The 17,700-nt window shown below is 35.9% G+C and carries 16 protein-coding genes; 8 read left to right on the forward strand and 8 right to left on the reverse strand.

Annotated elements, in window-relative coordinates:
• Window positions 1–229: 229 nt before the first annotated feature.
• Window positions 230–340 (forward strand): protein YhfH, encoded by a 111-nt coding sequence (gene yhfH / locus F4V44_RS07545; protein WP_150439391.1) that lies wholly within the window; start codon window positions 230–232, stop codon window positions 338–340.
• Window positions 341–1,418: 1,078 nt separating this feature from the next.
• Here yhfH and F4V44_RS07550 read toward each other — a convergent pair.
• On the reverse strand, window positions 1,419–1,610 hold the full coding sequence (locus tag F4V44_RS07550) for a cold-inducible protein YdjO-related protein (RefSeq protein ID WP_396897493.1): 192 nt from the start codon (window positions 1,608–1,610) through the stop codon (window positions 1,419–1,421).
• Between the two features lie 480 nt (window positions 1,611–2,090).
• Window positions 2,091–2,291 carry a hypothetical protein gene (locus F4V44_RS07555; protein ID WP_150439393.1) on the reverse strand — a complete coding sequence of 67 codons (201 nt, stop codon included), beginning with the start codon at window positions 2,289–2,291 and terminating at the stop codon, window positions 2,091–2,093.
• Between the two features lie 315 nt (window positions 2,292–2,606).
• Here F4V44_RS07555 and F4V44_RS07560 point away from each other — a divergent pair, with 315 nt between their 5' ends.
• Window positions 2,607–4,229 carry an ABC-F family ATP-binding cassette domain-containing protein gene (locus tag F4V44_RS07560; protein ID WP_150439394.1) on the forward strand — a complete coding sequence of 541 codons (1,623 nt, stop codon included), beginning with the start codon at window positions 2,607–2,609 and terminating at the stop codon, window positions 4,227–4,229.
• Between the two features lie 47 nt (window positions 4,230–4,276).
• Here F4V44_RS07560 and F4V44_RS07565 read toward each other — a convergent pair whose 3' ends face one another.
• Together F4V44_RS07565 and F4V44_RS07570 are read right to left on the reverse strand one after the other, a co-directional pair.
• Window positions 4,277–4,408 carry a YuzL family protein gene (locus F4V44_RS07565; protein ID WP_150439395.1) on the reverse strand — a complete coding sequence of 44 codons (132 nt, stop codon included), beginning with the start codon at window positions 4,406–4,408 and terminating at the stop codon, window positions 4,277–4,279.
• Between the two features lie 104 nt (window positions 4,409–4,512).
• The gene (locus tag F4V44_RS07570; RefSeq protein WP_150439396.1) at window positions 4,513–5,697 is read right to left on the reverse strand and encodes a DHH family phosphoesterase; all 1,185 of its coding nucleotides are present in this window, start codon (window positions 5,695–5,697) and stop codon (window positions 4,513–4,515) included.
• A gap of 356 nt (window positions 5,698–6,053) precedes the next feature.
• On the opposite strand from F4V44_RS07570, the gene F4V44_RS07575 reads away from it, so the two are divergent.
• The 3 genes from F4V44_RS07575 (at window position 6,054) to pflA (ending at window position 10,011) form a co-directional block, all read left to right on the forward strand.
• Window positions 6,054–6,518 (forward strand): cupredoxin domain-containing protein, encoded by a 465-nt coding sequence (locus F4V44_RS07575; protein WP_150439397.1) that lies wholly within the window; start codon window positions 6,054–6,056, stop codon window positions 6,516–6,518.
• 333 nt (window positions 6,519–6,851) lie between these two features.
• On the forward strand, window positions 6,852–9,113 hold the full coding sequence (pflB, locus tag F4V44_RS07580) for a formate C-acetyltransferase (RefSeq protein ID WP_150439398.1): 2,262 nt from the start codon (window positions 6,852–6,854) through the stop codon (window positions 9,111–9,113).
• A 142-nt stretch (window positions 9,114–9,255) separates the two neighbouring features.
• Complete coding sequence (gene pflA / locus F4V44_RS07585) at window positions 9,256–10,011, forward strand: pyruvate formate-lyase-activating protein (protein ID WP_150439399.1); 756 nt, start codon at window positions 9,256–9,258, stop codon at window positions 10,009–10,011.
• A gap of 46 nt (window positions 10,012–10,057) precedes the next feature.
• On the opposite strand, the gene nadE is transcribed toward pflA, so the two are convergent.
• On the reverse strand, window positions 10,058–10,879 hold the full coding sequence (gene nadE / locus F4V44_RS07590; RefSeq protein ID WP_150439400.1) for an ammonia-dependent NAD(+) synthetase: 822 nt from the start codon (window positions 10,877–10,879) through the stop codon (window positions 10,058–10,060).
• 501 nt (window positions 10,880–11,380) lie between these two features.
• On the opposite strand from nadE, the gene yidC reads away from it, so the two are divergent.
• Window positions 11,381–12,082, forward strand: coding sequence for a membrane protein insertase YidC (yidC, locus tag F4V44_RS07595; protein ID WP_150440087.1), 702 nt, complete (start codon window positions 11,381–11,383; stop codon window positions 12,080–12,082).
• 138 nt (window positions 12,083–12,220) lie between these two features.
• On the forward strand, window positions 12,221–12,835 hold the full coding sequence (locus F4V44_RS07600; RefSeq protein WP_150439401.1) for a YhcN/YlaJ family sporulation lipoprotein: 615 nt from the start codon (window positions 12,221–12,223) through the stop codon (window positions 12,833–12,835).
• Window positions 12,836–12,889: 54 nt separating this feature from the next.
• On the opposite strand, the gene F4V44_RS07605 is transcribed toward F4V44_RS07600, so the two are convergent.
• Window positions 12,890–13,093 (reverse strand): DUF6501 family protein, encoded by a 204-nt coding sequence (locus F4V44_RS07605; RefSeq protein WP_150439402.1) that lies wholly within the window; start codon window positions 13,091–13,093, stop codon window positions 12,890–12,892.
• A 224-nt stretch (window positions 13,094–13,317) separates the two neighbouring features.
• Here F4V44_RS07605 and sda point away from each other — a divergent pair, with 224 nt between their 5' ends.
• Window positions 13,318–13,449: a sporulation histidine kinase inhibitor Sda gene (gene sda / locus F4V44_RS07610; RefSeq protein WP_150439403.1), complete on the forward strand. Its 132-nt coding sequence runs from the start codon at window positions 13,318–13,320 to the stop codon at window positions 13,447–13,449.
• Between the two features lie 44 nt (window positions 13,450–13,493).
• On the opposite strand, the gene odhB is transcribed toward sda, so the two are convergent.
• Together odhB and F4V44_RS07620 are read right to left on the reverse strand one after the other, a co-directional pair.
• A complete protein-coding gene (gene odhB / locus F4V44_RS07615; protein ID WP_150440088.1) occupies window positions 13,494–14,729 on the reverse strand; it encodes a 2-oxoglutarate dehydrogenase complex dihydrolipoyllysine-residue succinyltransferase in 1,236 nt (411 codons plus the stop codon).
• Between the two features lie 2 nt (window positions 14,730–14,731).
• The gene (locus tag F4V44_RS07620; protein ID WP_150439404.1) at window positions 14,732–17,554 is read right to left on the reverse strand and encodes a 2-oxoglutarate dehydrogenase E1 component; all 2,823 of its coding nucleotides are present in this window, start codon (window positions 17,552–17,554) and stop codon (window positions 14,732–14,734) included.
• Window positions 17,555–17,700: the final 146 nt, after the last annotated feature.

Genomic DNA, 17,700 nt, shown 5'->3' on the forward strand with positions numbered 1-17,700 from the left:
AAGTTTCACTTTATCTTTTCTTTACTAATATTAGCTTATAATAAATATAATTGAAAAGACTAACTTAAACATGTACAGGTATTCCAAAATAAAACGAATAAGCGAAACATCTTTTTAAAAAATTCAGACTTTTTTTAAAAAAACTATATTCTTTTCTCTCATTTTCATATATACTGTATTATAACAACAAGAAAAATAAAAATTCTGTATTATAAAAGGAGAGGGTAAAATGAATGTATTAACAAGCAAAATCTGTCCTGAGTGTGGTCAAACAGTAAACGAGCAAATTGAATCACATTTAATGGAATGTGATCGCTGCCTCTCAAAAAAGACCGAATAACCACAAATTTGACTATTTAAGCATATGTAAGATTATGTAAAACATAAGAAAAAGCCCTCCGGTTAAGGAGGGCTTTTGTATTAACACCTTTGGAGACCCAACCACTGTCATCAGCTGATAGGCGAACACTTCTCAAGTATAACCTGCGTTCTTTTCACTAAATACTAGCTTTTCAGCCAATGTGTGTTTGTTTCGCTATCACTTATTTGACTGCTGCATTATCGTTTTTCCCAAACGACAATTAGTTTTCAAGGGTATTGGGATTCCAATCATATCCCTTAGAGAAATAATCATTTCACATTATTGAATATGATGATTTTGGGCTTAGAGTCTATTATGAGCGTATAATTATTAGAAACTAGTCATAACTCATAACTGCTTTGCATATGGCTATAAACAAAATCCTTTTACTGATTCAGTTCTGATATTTGTTATAACTATTGGCACTTAATGAGTTTTTTGTAATTGGTTAAACGATACTCACAACTTTTTTGTAGGCAATTTTGATTTAGGCCTGACACTTGCAACTAATTAAGCTACTGTTAATAAGGTTATTACACGTTACTCAAGAAATTTTACGTCATTTCAGTATACCATTTTTTACTACTTGCTTTATAACTTTATTAGATTTCTTACAGTTGGAGAATGCATTTAATCAATTACTATTTTTAAGAAAATGATAAGTTATGCTCATTTCAATATTATAGGCTTATTTTCCACTCTATTCCGCTTGAATTCCCCCTTGTATTTAATTTTTTCAAAGCTCCTTTTCTACACTCAACAATCGTGAAAAATATCTCTTTTTTGTTAAAAGATCTATTACGATTGAGTTAAAAAGATATAGTTTTTCATTTCTTAAACGAAACGAACACTATATGGTTGAGCCTCCAAAAGTGTTAATTTATTTGTAGAGCATTTATATCTCTTCTCTACACTTTTATTATATCTGATAATCATCAATTGCAAACGCTTTAAATGTGAATTTTCCGTGAATATTTATTTTCTGCACTAATTTTTTAAACCCTTTTCTCGTCCTATTAAAGTGTGAACTCCAAAAAAAACTACACAAAAGTGTAGTTTATATCTTGGGCAGCTCCCGAACCTCCATCGTCATTTCGTGACCACATAAAGGACATTTTAAATCATCGGATGCAAAATCCTTCCTCATCCAACCGTTACAGACAGAATCACTGCAGGAATACACTTCAACATCCTCCAAAATATTTTCTAACTTATCATCCTGACCTTTTCTGTTAAAAAAAATCGGAATCGCCCCCTAATTTTTTATGAAAGTCCTCTTCTACATACGATAAGAATTGAACCACTCCATTTTTGGATAACCAATATGAGCTGTTTGGGTTAAATAATTGTTTGTCTCTTATTAGTATGAACAAATTATTAAAATTTAACAGGGAATCAAAAAAAATACAGTTGAGTACATTAATCATTTTACATATAAAAATCAAACTGATTTCATCTATACAGGGTTAAATGTTTAAAGCTTACACTTTCTCCTTCTTAATTATTATAACACGATTTCAATAAAAATGATTTGAATCACTAAGTTTATTCTATATTAAGGAATTGTTCCTAAATAATGAAGAAAATAAATATATCAATAATTCCTAATGAGAGAGGAATGTAATAAAAAGAAATATGTATATTACCATGACTTAAGATTAGTAAACAAAGGTTTACTAGCACATAATATGAAAAACAGGCAAGAACGCCAAGCATTCGTGCCTGTTTTTCATATAAACTTAAGAACGGTCAGGTGTCTCTTTCTTGTCCCGTCATGGTGAAGCGAATGGTCTACTTCTAATACCTCCCGAGGCAGATCAGTTTTATCAGGTAAATACAATGAAATTTTGGAGCGCGGCTCCGAAAAGCTGATTTGTATCCCCGACTTCTTCAACCGATTAACTAAATCAATTAGCTGTTTGCTAGGCATACTAAAAACTCCTTTAATGATCTCTAGGATTTAATGGTACATGGTAAATGTGAAATAAAGATGAATGAATATTATTAATTGGATGACAGTCACTTTTCCTTACCTAATTAATACGAGTTCATCACACTGTTCTCCTGCAATAATTTACAATTTTATAAAATACACTACCTTTTCCTTATATCATTTCTTATTCCTTTTCTCGCTCCAAATTCTTCCATTAATCTCTTCATACTCTATTTGTTACCATGAAAGGTGTTCTTCTTCATTAAAAATGGTATAATCGTGTCATATTGTGTTTTGGAGGAATAAATGTAAATGATTACTGTAAGCAATGTAGGTCTTCGTTATGGAGATCGTAAACTATTTGAAGATGTAAATATTAAATTTACGCCAGGAAATTGTTATGGATTAATTGGTGCAAACGGAGCTGGAAAATCCACATTTTTGAAAATTTTATCCGGTGACCTTGAGCCACAATCAGGGTCTGTCCAACTCGGACCAGGCGAACGTTTGGCTGTATTAAAACAAAACCATTTTGAATATGAAGAAGAAGAGGTTTTAAAAGTTGTTATTATGGGTCACAGCCGCCTTTATGAAGTCATGCAGGAAAAGGACGCCATCTATATGAAGGCAGACTTTACAGATGAGGATGGCATGAAAGCGGCAGAGCTTGAAGGAGAATTTGCTGAATTAAGTGGATGGGAAGCGGAATCAGATGCAGCGATTCTACTAAAAGGACTCGGTATTGAAGAAGATCTTCACTACAAAAAAATGGCAGATATTTCTGGTGGTGAAAAGGTGAAAGTATTGCTTGCCCAAGCTCTATTCGGAAAACCAGATGTGCTTTTACTAGATGAGCCCACAAACCATCTAGATATTAAAGCCATACAGTGGCTTGAGGAATTTCTCATCAACTTTGAAAACACCGTTATCGTGGTTTCCCATGATCGTCATTTCTTAAATAAAGTCTGCACCCACATTGCCGATCTTGACTTTGGAAAAATTCAAATTTATGTAGGAAACTATGACTTCTGGTATGAATCAAGTCAATTGGCTCTGAAGATGGCTTCTGATGCAAACAAGAAAAAGGAAGAAAAAATTAAAGAACTGCAAAATTTCATTGCCCGCTTTAGCGCGAATGCGTCTAAGTCCAAACAAGCAACCTCACGAAAAAAATTGCTTGATAAAATTACCCTAGATGATATTAGACCATCCTCACGTAAGTATCCTTATGTCGGCTTTACACCTGATCGTGAAATCGGAAATGATTTATTACGTGTGGAAGGTATTTCAAAAACGATTGATGGCGTTAAGGTATTAGATAATATTAGCTTCATCATGAATAAAGAGGACAAGATTGCTTTAGTTGGAGCAAATGAAACAGCTAAAACAACTTTATTCAAAATTTTGATGGGGGAAATGGAAGCAGACAGCGGGACTTTTAAATGGGGAGTCACAACATCGCAAGCTTATTTTCCAAAAGATAACTCCCACTATTTTGAAAATGGAGATTTAAATCTTGTTGATTGGTTACGCCAATTTTCACCTAAAGATGATAGCGAAAGCTTTTTAAGAGGATTTTTAGGAAGAATGTTATTCTCCGGTGAAGAAGTATTGAAAAAAGCAAGCGTTCTTTCTGGAGGAGAAAAGGTTCGCTGTATGCTTTCAAAAATGATGTTAAGCGGGGCTAATGTATTATTGTTAGATGAACCAACAAACCATTTGGATCTTGAATCAATTACTGCTTTAAATAATGGGCTCATTGCCTTTAAAGGTTCTCTCGTCTTTTCTTCACATGACCATCAGTTTATTCAAACTATCGCAAACCGAATCATTGAAATTACACCAAATGGTATTGTGGATAAACAAATGACTTATGATGAATATTTAGAAGACAGCGACCTGCAAAAACAAATTGCAGCCATGTATCAAAATTAACCGTTATTTCAAAAAGAAAAAGCAAAGGGAATCCCTTTGCTTTTTCTTTATAATTGTTTTGTTTTTTTTCGTGCAGAGGAAACTTCCTTCATGCCCGTTTCTACTGTTGTTGTTCCTTGTCCTTCTACCCGGGATGAGCTTAATCCTGTTTTTGACGGATCTTGTTTGCGTTTTCCCATTTTCAACACCTCCACCTTTATAGTGCCGAATTTCGAAAGTTCTTATGCTCAGTTATAAATGAGTTTCTTTCTTCATTTATGAATCAACAGTTGAAACTAGCTATTTATCCTTTTTTACTATTTTTTATATATTCTGCATATTGGTCATCTCTTGATAATGCCGCATTGTATTGTCTTTTGACAAAGTGTTCAGCTTCTGTAAAACTGTTAAATGACAGCGGCAATGTTTTGCTGCCATTCTCAACAATCCACTGATTATTATGTTCTCGGATAAACCATTTCTCTCGATTATTATTCTCATACAGTGAGCCTTCCGGATTGTTTTTTAGGTTGTGCTGATTTTTTGGTGCATCCAATCTAGAAGAATCTAGCGGAAAAACTTCGTGAACAAAAAGCTTATAAGCTGTTTCATTCATGGTACATCCTGAAGCCTTCACATGTCCTCCCCCGCCAAATTTACCTGCCACCGCAGAAACATCGACATGATCATGAATCGTACGAAAACTAACCTTTTTACCTCCCATATTCAAGATGACAATATAATCAAGATGACTATTCTCTTTCCCAAGCTCGTTCCCAAGTTCTGAATGGTACATTTCTGCATGTACAATACCAACACAATGATCATCAACAAAGGTTTGCACAAGTTCGCGATTTTTCTTACGAATGTATCGGTTTATTTTCTCTTCTTCCATTTTTAATAATTGCTGTTCAAACTCATTAAAGGAGAATGTATTTTCTGATTTCAGTCTCTCTAGCATTTTCCCTTCAAACTCATCAAGTGAAAGGAGAGAAAACAAATCATTCAACTGTTTAGCTTTTATTTCATTATTTTTTTCCCATTCCCATGTATCATATTGCCGAATCAGCTCGACAAATTCATCTATCGAACTCTTTGCTGTTACCCACTTATTTTCTAATAAATAATCATAAAACAAGGATGTGGCAGACGTTAGTCTTCCATCATCATATTCAACGGTTACCTTTGCCCAACTATATTCATTTAAATGCAAGGCAGTTTTATGATGATCGATGAATTGTGCTTTTCCTCCCTCTTGAACAAATTGTTCAATGCGTTTGCTGTTTGCCTCATTGACGCTAAGATCTGTAATCCATATAGTATTTTCATTTACCTGATTCGACTTCGTTAATTCGAAAAAACGTTCAACTTGCGAATTAATTCTAGCTACCGAATTATAATGAACCTCCACTTCTTCACCAAAGGCAATTTTAGCTAATATTCCGCATCCTAGACCATCTAAATCATTATGAGTATATAAATGAATCAAAATAACCAACCTTTCCGGTTTTATTAGTATTATGTACAAGAAAACCATCGGCACTGCCTGAACGACGCTCCCGCTGGTTTAACCAATTACCTGTATTCTCAAGGTATTTATCCGTATGAAACATAATATATAAAACATTATAACTTTACTTCCCTATTGTCAAAAAGAAATCCTTCTTTCATACAAAATGTTTATTCTGACAAAAAGAAAAAATGTAAAATCTCACGTTACATATTATTCATTTAGGTAGTTCTAAAAGAAAGTTCAAATTTAATGACAAGTTCCTATCCCTTGTCCGCATATAATACTTACCAGGACTTTATTTGGATAACAGCCTTACGCAGGGAGGGGAACTCATGAAGCTTATTATCATTAAAAAGCGGCTATTGTGGTATTGTATTATTTTCATGGTCATCTTAGCTTCTGCAGGCGGATGGTATTTTATTAACCAGGAAAACGAGGTTGTATTTAAACAAGAAGAACAAGCAGAAAAAGAGACGGGTATACGTAAAATCCATCTTGTGACGGGTGAATTCTCTTCCGAGTTGCAAAATGGTTCAAAACTGGAAGCGTACCGTTGGGATCCTGGAACCATTTATTTGAAAGTCGGTGAAAAGGTTCATTTAACTATTTTAGGCATAAACGGAAAAGAACACCCTTTTATAATTGAAGATACCAACATAAAAGGCACGGTAAAAAAAGGAGAAGAAACAGTAGTTCCCCTTCAATTTCACGAAAAAGGGATTTATCGATTAATTTGCCTTACCCATGCAGATAAGCATCACGAAGGACCCATGATTGCTTATCTAATAGTAGACTAATTTTTTGCATTCTTTTCTTCTCATTTATCACCTAAAAATTCCATACAAAAATCTAGACAGGCTGGGGAGAAATGTTTTTATTTATCTCTAGCCCTTTTTATACAACAGTATAACAAATTGCATTTTTGTTTATAATACAGTTTTAATAACTTACATATTTTTTAAAAATGCCTAAATAATCAAAAAGACATTAAAACCTTATATCTCAATGATTATTATAACATTCATAAAATGTTCATATATCATGTGATTCTTTTAACAAACAATCTGTTATATTAAATCTATAGTAATTGTACCACTAAAATTTACTTAAACCTATGAGGTGACATAACAATGGAACAATGGAAAGGTTTTATTAATGGAGTTTGGCAAAAAGAAGTAAATGTAAGAGATTTTATTCTGAAGAATTTTACACCTTATATGGGTGACAATAGATTTTTAGAAGGTCCTACGGAGGCAACAGCAAAACTTTGGAATCAAGTAATGGAACTATCTAAAAAAGAACGTGAAGCTGGCGGCGTATTGGACGCTGATACAAAAATCGTTTCAACCATTACTTCACATGGCCCTGGATACTTAGATAAAGAACTTGAAACAATTGTTGGTTTCCAAACTGATAAACCTTTTAAACGTTCATTAATGCCTTTCGGCGGAATTCGCATGGCAAAAACGGCATTAGAATCATATGGATTCGAATTAGATGAAGAGGTAGAACATATTTTTTCAGATTATCGTAAAACTCATAACCAAGGTGTTTTCGATGCATACACACCAGAAATGAGAGCAGCTCGTTCTGCTGGCGTTATTACAGGACTACCAGATGCTTACGGCCGCGGACGTATTATTGGTGACTATCGTCGTGTTGCACTTTACGGTGTTGATTTCTTAATGCAGGAAAAACTTAAAGAATATCAATATATCGGCGATGGTACGATGACAGACGATGTGATTCGTGACCGTGAAGAATATAGTGAACAATATCGTGCTTTAAAAGAATTAAAACAAATGGCAGCATCTTATGGATATGATATTTCCCAGCCTGCAAAAAATGCTAAAGAAGCAATTCAATGGTTATACTTCGGCTACTTGGCAGCTATTAAGGAACAAAACGGAGCAGCTATGAGCCTCGGACGTACATCTACTTTCTTAGATATCTATATCGAAAGAGATTTACAGAATGGTACTCTAACAGAAAAAGAAGCGCAGGAATTAGTTGACCATTTTGTTATGAAACTTCGTCTTGTTAAATTTGCAAGAACACCAGAATATAACGAATTGTACAGCGGAGACCCAACTTGGGTAACAGAATCAATCGCAGGTATGGCTCTTGACGGCCGTCCATTAGTGACAAAGAACTCTTTCCGCTTCTTACACACATTGGATAACTTAGGACCTGCTCCAGAACCAAACTTAACTATTCTTTGGTCCACCAAATTACCTGAAGGTTTCAAGGAATATGCTGCAAAAATGTCCATTAAATCAAGCGCTATTCAATATGAAAATGATGACATGATGAGAGAATTATGGGGCGATGATTATGGCATTGCTTGCTGTGTATCTGCAATGAAAATTGGTAAACAAATGCAATTCTTCGGAGCGCGGGTAAATATTGCAAAAGCATTATTGTATGCTATTAACGGCGGTGTTGACGAAAAGAAAAAAACTCAAGTTGGACCATCCTACCAACCAATTACTTCTGATTATTTGGATTACGAAGAAGTGAAACAAAAATTTGACAAAATGCTTGATTGGTTATGCGGATTATATGTAAATACGCTGAATGTGATTCATTATATGCACGATAAATACAGCTATGAAAGAATTGAAATGGCTCTCCATGACCGCGAAATTCTTCGCACAATGGCTTGTGGTATTGCTGGACTTTCTGTCGCAGCTGATTCACTTAGTGCTATTAAATATGCAAAAGTTAAAACAATCCGTGATGAAAACGGGCTTGTTGTTGATTACGAAATCGAAGGTGACTTCCCTAAATACGGAAACAACGATGATCGCGTCGATCAAATTGCTGTAGACCTTGTTGAAGGAATCATGAACAGAATTAGAAAACATAAAACCTATCGTAATGCAGTTCCAACTCAATCCGTTTTAACGATTACATCAAACGTGGTATATGGTAAGAAAACAGGTGCAACTCCTGATGGCCGCGCAGCAGGTAAACCATTTGCACCAGGAGCTAACCCAATGCATGGCCGCGACACAAAAGGAGCCCTTGCATCTCTTACTTCTGTATCAAAACTACCATATGAGTCATCATTAGATGGTATTTCTAATACCTTTACGGTTACACCAAAGGCTATTGGAAAAGAAGAACAGACGCAAGTAAGAAATCTAGTAGCAATGCTAGACGGTTATATGATAAAACACGGGCACCATATTAATGTGAACGTATTAAACCGCGACACATTGTTAGATGCTGTTGAACACCCAGAATTATATCCGCAATTAACCATTCGTGTATCAGGATATGCTGTTAACTTTATTAAACTCACTCGTGAACAACAAATCGATGTCATTAATCGTACATTCCATGAAAGCATGTCACAAGCTGTACAAAAAGAACCTGTCCTTGCATAAGGTTTATTGATACTGAAAGAGAAGGGTTTTCCCCCTTCTCTTTGAATTTTCTTTTCCGCACTTATCAAAAAGTGCTCTTTATGGTATTACGATTAAGCATTCATTATAGAGAGCATTTTTTTAATGAAGGGAGATTATGAACATGCAAGGAAATATTCATTCTATCGAGTCATTCGGTACTGTAGACGGACCAGGTATACGTTATGTCATCTTTACACAAGGCTGTCTGCTCCGCTGTCAGTATTGTCACAACGCAGACACTTGGGAAATTGGAACAGGAAAACAAATGTCTGTAGCTGACATTATGGAGGATTTAACTTCATACCTCCCTTTTATCGAATCTTCAGGCGGCGGAATTACAGTCAGTGGCGGTGAACCGTTGTTACAAATACCCTTTCTGATTGAATTATTTAAGGAATGCAAAAAGTTAGGGATTCATACGACCATTGATTCATCAGGCGGCTGTTATTCAACTGCTCCCCTGTTTCAAGAACAGTTTAATGAATTGTTGAATTATACAGATTTAATTTTAGTCGACTTAAAGCATATGAACCGAAAGAAGCATATTCAATTAACAGGTATGGCGAATGATCATATTATCCAATTTGCTAAGCTCTTATCTGAGCGCAAAATTCCTGTCTGGATACGCCATGTTCTCGTCCCTTCTATTACGGATGATGAAAATGACTTAAAAGAGCTTGGTGAGTTTATCGGCACGCTCGAAAATGTCGAGAAACTTGAAATACTGCCTTATCATAAGCTTGGCATTTATAAATGGGAGGCACTTGGACTTGATTATCCTCTCCAAAACATTGAACCGCCAAGTGAGGATAAAGTTAATATTGCTTATGAAATTCTAACCAAATCGTTGACGTTTTACAAAAAAGTACTGTCCTAATTGGAACAGTACTTTTTTGACAATATTCACCTAACTTTTCCACTGCCTATTTCCACCAGTCATCAAACATAGTTGCCGGCATTTCTCTTTTATGCTGAGACGCTTGGTATCTCTTCTCAATCTTCTCCGCACTTTCGGGGGACACGGTTTTACCTTCTAAGTAATCATCCAATTCTTCATAGGAAATGCCAAGCTCAGTTTCATCTGCCTGACCTGGTCTTTCATCTAATAAATCTGCAGTTGGAACCTTTAAATAGATTCTTTCTTCAGCTCCTAATACTTTTAACAATTCTTTCCCTTGTCTTTTCGTTAGACCCGCAAGCGGAACAAGGTCTGCGCCCCCGTCTCCATACTTCGTATAAAAGCCTGTCACAGCCTCTGCTGCATGATCTGTACCGATAACAAGCAAATTTTCCTGACCGCCAATGACATATTGAGCAATCATTCTCATTCTGGCTTTTACATTCCCTTTATGATAATCCCTTAACGGGGCACCTTCTATGTTACTGTCATACTCAGCTTTTACAGCATTAACCGCTTTTTCAATATTAAACGTAAATACTTTATCTGCCTTAATAAAGTCCAAAGCGGCCTGCGCATCATCTTCATCCTTTTGAACCCCATAAGGAAGGCGTACAGCAACAAATTTCACATCATAGCCCTCAGCCCTCAAGCTTTCAACAGCTAATTGGGCAAGTCTTCCGGCAAGAGATGAATCTTGTCCCCCGCTTATTCCAAGTACATATCCCTTTGCTTTTGTTTTTAAAAGGTACTCCTTTAAAAATTGAATTCTCTTTTGTACCTCCGCTTTTGGATCGATTACAGGCTGAATATGTAACTCTTTCATGATTCGCTTTTGCATACTCATGTAATTCCCTCCCTTTTGTCTATTCATATTATAGCCTTTTCTACACAGTTGTCTAATTAACAGATTTTATATCCAATTTCCCATACTGCTCTGTTACTATTCTCCATTGCTAAATGAACCAAAATCAATTATACTTGCACCAAATACATGCTATTCATACGCAATATTGAGGTGAACTATTTGTTAGAATTTTTACTGGATACAACAAATTTACAAGTAGATTATACGTTGTATATAAGTATCCTATTTGGTCTTTCAGTTAAATTGCTATGGATGCGGAATATTGAATTCAAATTCATTGAATCCATTTACACATCTTCTGACGTACAGTTTAACAGTAAAAACCTTTTATTGCAGAGAATAAGCCAAATCCCCTTTAATATCCAACTGATGTGGATATTAAAATATATAAGAAGAAAAAAAGACCTAAGTGATGAACCTGATTATACTATTTCCTCAACCATTTATTAAAAAATGAAATAATTGGAGGAAATAGTGAATATGAATGCCTTTAATACTTATTTTATTGAGCCTTTTACAGAGTTAATTATTTGGACATCTCATCTTTTTCATGATAATTATGGTTTAGGAATTATTTTAGTCACGCTGCTTGTTCGGATTATTTTATTACCATTAATGCTGAAACAATATAAAACGCAGGCGACTATGAAAGAAAAAATGGATGTATTAAAGCCTGAAATGGATGCTATTCAGAAAAAGCTTAAGGAAACAAAGGATATAAAAGAGCAGCAAGCCCTTCAAAAGGAAATGATGGGATTATATCAAAAACATGGAGTCAATCCTCTCAATATGGGATGTTTGCCGATGTTAATTCAAATGCCGATACTAATGGCCTTTTACTACGCCATTCGTGATTCCCATGAAATAGCCACTCACTCATTTTTATGGTTTAGTCTTGGTGAATCTGATATTTGGATTACGGCACTTGCCGGTATCGTTTATTATTTACAATTTAAGGTTTCCTTTTCGACCATTCCAACAGCACAGCAGCAGCAAATGAAATTTATGGGACTTCTGTCACCTATCATGATTGTGTTTGTTTCATTGAATGCTCCTGCAGCATTACCTTTATATTGGGTATCCGGCGGAATTTTTCTTATTTTTCAAACCTACCTCGGACGAAAACTGTACCCAACCCCAAATTCAAATCAAATGAATACTGTAAATATCGAAAAAACATAATGAAAAACATCCGCCTGCACAGAAGGCGGATGTTTTTCATTATCTTTGCTATTTGAAGCACAGTATTTCCATTAACGAATATTAAAAAGCTTTCTTGTCAAACTATAATTGTAATATCTATTTAAGGAGGCTTTTTACATGAATTGGAAATCCTTACTCACTACCATTTCCCTATCTTCACTCATTCTTTGTGCTTGCGGAACAGATGATGATACAGCTATGAATAATACAGGTGAAATAAACCAAGACGCTGCCAATTTACGTACAGTTTCTGATAATCAAACCAATGAAAATCAAACTAGACGAACCACGATAAACAATGTCAATAATAATCAAAATAGAGATATTACAGCAAGAAATATTGCTAATAATACTGCTGATAATGACCAAAATGGGAATATGGTAAATAACCGTAATAATCACATAGAAGTTGCAGACCGGGCGGCTGAGAAAATTGCTCAAATGCGCGAGGTTGATCGAGCAAATGTGATTGTTACTGATAATAATGCCTATGTTGCAGCAAAATTAGCAGACAACGCTGATAACGGACTAACTTCCTATGTGGAAAAAAGAATTTCCGACATGGTAAAAGCAGCCTATCCTGAGATTGAACATGTGTATGTTTCTGTTAACCCAGACTTTTATAAGAGAACAACATCCTATGCAGAAGATATCCGGAACGGACGCCCTGTTGCAGGATTTTTTGATGAATTCAGCGAACTTGTCCGCCGTGTATTCCCGACTGAAAGATAAACAGAAAAGTGGCTCATCACTGTTTAAAGGATAAACAGTAATGAGCCGCTTTTTTTATGCATTTTCAAAATAATCCTTGTAAAAACCGCCGACTTTTCCATTATTATCAACAATGAAATAAAACTCATCTGTTTCATTTTTTACATCGTATGTTTCTCCTGGCGTCAACACATGATTGACAATATACTTTTTCGCATTCGTATGTATACATTTTACCTTTTTAATTGTGTTACGTTCATGCCAGTCTAAATGAATCATTTTCATATCTCCTTCATATACATTTACTTTTTAGTATATAAGTAAGTTTTCCCTTGAGCAACTATATATTACTTTTTGGCTTTAGTGAACATTTTGTTAACAAATCAGAAATTAAATATTAAAAAATTAATGAATTTTTTAATATTCTCCTATTAATATTTTCATAAAATCTTTAAAATAGAATAATATTGAATATTCTATCCTTTACCTTGGAGGTTTGCATAATGAAAATTATGAGTAATGAACAGTTAATCGTCTCGTATCGTGATGCATTAAAATCAGGTAATGATAAAGACTGGATTAGAGTATTGCAAGTAGAAATAAAAAAGCGCGGTTTAAAGCCTATTAAGCATTAAGCAGGAAGAGCAAAGGAACCATCCTTTGCTCTATTTTACCCTCTTTAAGCAAATAATAAGGATTCTGGATCTTCGATTAAGGATTTTATATGTTTTAAAAACGACACAGCTTCTTTCCCATCAATTAAACGATGATCATATGTTAGGGCAACATACATCATCTGGCGATTTTCCATCCTTTCCGCATCGATCGCTGTTGGCCTAAGCTGAATGGCATGCATACCTAATATCGCCGACTGTGGGCCATTTAAAATGGGAGTTGACAAAAGAGAACCAAAAATTCCCCCATTTGTAATCGTAAACGTACCGCCTTGCAAATCACGGATTTCTAGGCTGTTATTCCTCGCCTTTTCAGCCAATTCAAAAATAGCCATTTCTATTTCAGCCACATTTTTATTATCCGCATTTCGAACAACTGGGACTACTAATCCCTGATTCGTAGATACTGCAATTCCAATATCATAATACTTTTTTATCAAGATTTCATCATATTGGATTTCTGCATTTAGCAATGGAAACTTTTTCAAAGCTGCAACTGCCGCTTTTGTAAAGAAGGACATATATCCGAGCTTAACTCCAAATTCCTGAAAGAACTGTTTTTTACGGTTATTTCTAAAGCTTATCAAGTCGGTCATATCTATTTCATTAAAGGTCGTAAGCATCGCTGTATTTTGCTTTGTGTCAACTAAATTCCTCGCTATTGTTTGCCGGCGTCTGCTCATGCGAATTCTTTCAACTGACCTTTCTTCAACTTTAAGAATTTTTTTCGTTTCCTCCGATGAGAGCATCGTTGATTGAGTAGAAACAGCCGCTTCATATCGCTGAACATCCTGTAGACGAATTCTCCCTAGTGGATCGATGGTTGGGACATTATTCAGATTAATTCCTTTTTCACGAGCTAATTTTCTAGCTGCCGGAGAGACTATTTGATGCCGTTTCTCCATCGCACCCGTTTGATCAGGCGGTGGTTTTTTTTCTAAGGCGGGTGACTCTGGCATATGTGCTTCTTTATGTTTTTCTGTCATTGTTACACGGACTTGCTCCTCGTTTTCCTTTATAACAGCAATCACTTCTCCCACTTTTACCGTACTTCCTTCCATCGCTTTAACTTCATAAAGAATTCCGCTGTATTCAGAGATAATTTCAATATTCACCTTATCAGTTTCGAGTTCAGCTATATAATCCCCCTTCACAATGAGGTCCCCTGCCTTTTTAAACCATTGAACGATTGTACCTTCCGTGATTGATTCAGCCAGCTCAGGTACTTTTATGACCGCCAACATCACCCGCCCCCTTTTGTTAAAACTTGTGAGATTATCCGTGCCTGTTCCTTTTTATGGACGTTAGGGTCACCTTCCGCCGGACTAGACCTCCGGCGTCTTCCTACATAAGATAAAGATAGATTTTTCTGTGTTCCCATTTTTCTTAAAAATGGTTCAACAAAATACCATGCCCCCATATTCTTCGGCTCTTCCTGTACCCAAATCAATTCTTTAAGATTTGGATATCGTTGAAGAATTACCCAAATTTCTTCCTCAGGAAACGGATATATTTCTTCAATTCTAACAATATGAAGCCACGCATTTTCAGTTTCGTATTCAAGCCGCTGTTCCAAATCGATTGCTATTTTTCCCGTACAAAACACAACCCTTTCGACCTTTTTGATATCATTTCCTAGACCTTTCTGCTCCATTACAGGCAGAAATACCCCCTGACTCAAAGATAAACTAGTACAAGCAACCAAGGGATTACGAAGCAAACTTTTAGGAGTCATGATAACAAGAGGTCTTACAACATCTGAGTTTAATATAGCTGCCTGACGTCTTAAAATATGAAAATATTGCGCTGCACTAGTTAAATTAGCCACTGTCCAGTTATTCTCTGCAGCAAGTAATAAAAATCGTTCAACTCTTCCACTAGAATGCTCCGGTCCCTGCCCTTCATAACCATGCGGAAGAAGAATGACTAAGCCTGACTTTTGGCCCCATTTTGCCCTTCCTGCCGCTATAAATTGATCAAAGATTACTTGGGCAGAATTAGCAAAATCTCCGTACTGAGCTTCCCAAAGGACAAGCGTCTCAGGAGCAAAAACATTATAACCATATTCAAAGCCAAGTACTGCCCCTTCTGATAAAGGGCTGTTATGAATAGCGAAAGAAGCCTTTGCAGTTGATAAGATATGAAGCGGCAAATAAGACTGACCGGACTTTGAATCGTGAATAACTAGATTTCTCTGGGCAAATGTTCCTCTTTCGGAATCTTGGCCCGTCAATCTTATCGGAACTCCATCTGAAAGTATGGAAGCAAAGGCAAGGCTTTCGGCTAGACTCCACTCCACTTTTCCTTCTATTTCAAAAAGAGATTTTCTTCTTTGCAAAATTTTCTCCAGCTTCTGATTGATGGTAAATGATTCCGGCCAACTATGAAGCTCTCGATTGAAATGTAATAACTTTTCCATTGAAACAGCGGTTTTTATTTTTCCAAACCCTTTTTCAATTGTGGGAGGAGGATTTTGAATGGCAGCATCATGCTTTTCTGCTGTTACTTTTTTATAAGAGTTTTGTAGATTCTCATGAACAGATTTTTCAAGTGCTTGCTTTGATTGTTCTGTTATCACACCATTCTGCAGAAGTTTGTTTCCATAAAGCTCCTTTACAGTTGGATGCTTTTGAATCATCTTGTACATGAGGGGATTCGTCATCATCGGTTCATCCATTTCGTTATGACCAAAACGGCGGTAACCGATTAAATCAATTAAAAAGTCCTTTTGAAATTTTCTACGATATTCACAGGCAAGTTTTGCTGCCTGTATACAGCTATCAGGGTCATCGGCATTTACATGAACAATTGGAATTTCATATCCTTTCGCCAAATCACTTGCATATCTTGTAGAACGGGAATCATGGGATTCCGTTGTAAAGCCTATCGTGTTATTAGCGATAATATGGATGGTGCCGTTTGTCCGATATCCTTTTAAATTCCCAAGATTAAGTGTTTCTGCTACAATTCCCTGTCCCGGAAATGCAGCATCACCATGAATAATAATGGATAAAGCAGATTCTGGGCTTTCCTTTGGATAGCCTCTTTCCATTCGATTATCCTGGGCAGCACGAGTAAAACCTTCAACAACTGCTCCGACAAACTCAAGATGACTTGGGTTATTAGCTAAATTTAATCGTACAGTCTTGGTACTTTCTTTTTTTATCTGACGGTCTAATCCTAGATGATACTTCACATCTCCTGTCCAGCCAAAATTTATTCCAATTGATCCTTCTGATGGAACAAGTTTTTTATTGGGTGCATACTGAAACTCAGCAAAAATAGCTTCATACGGTTTACCAAGTACATGGGCCAAAACATTTAACCGCCCCCTGTGGGCCATTCCAATATTAATGGTGTGTGTATCGGCTTTTACTGTCTCTTCTATTATTTCATCTAGTAAAGGTACCAGCGTATCAAGCCCCTCTATAGAAAATCGTTTCTGACCCACATAGGTTCGATGGAGAAATCGTTCAAACTCAGCCACTTCTGTTAATCGCTTCAACAAATTCATTTGTTTTTCTTTGTTTAAAAGATTTAGCATTAAATGTTTTTCAACTTTTTCCTGCAGCCACTTTTTTTCAGCAATATTGCTAACATGATGAAATTCATAGGCAAGCTTACTTGTGTACACACTTTTTAAATATTCAAAAGCATCCAGCCCATTTTGAACATTATCTAGTCCATACGGGCAGATGATTTCAGCAGGAATCAACTTTAAATCAGCCGGTTCTAATCCATAATAAGAAGGCTCCAGATGCCTGCTCTCAGGAAGATGATCCTTCAAAGGATAAATATCTGCCGCTAAATGTCCATAATCACGCGTTTTATCAGCCAACTTAATGGCTGACTGTATCTTTTGAAACCATTCCAATGAGTAAGTCGGTTTTTGTTCCATTCTATCGGCATCGTTTAGTATACTTCCCCAAACTTGAAAATAGTCTCTTAAGTCCTCGTCAACAGATAGAGGATTTTCCTTATATCTTTCATACATGTCTATCACATAGCCAAGATTCGGACCATAAAAGTCTTTTAATCGATGCTGCTCCCTTTTTGGCTTCTCCATAAAAAATGGTCCCCTCTCGAAAGTAAATTGCGATTACTAGCATGTTTATTTACTCTTAACAGAGTTTATGAACCTTTCTTCACAAATTAGAAAAGCTCCAGCATCTTGGAGGGGCTAAGCACTGAAGTTAGACAAAAAATTATGTT

The organism is Niallia endozanthoxylica (genome assembly GCF_008710145.1).
Lineage (GTDB): Bacteria > Bacillota > Bacilli > Bacillales > Cytobacillaceae > Bacillus_BD > Bacillus_BD endozanthoxylica.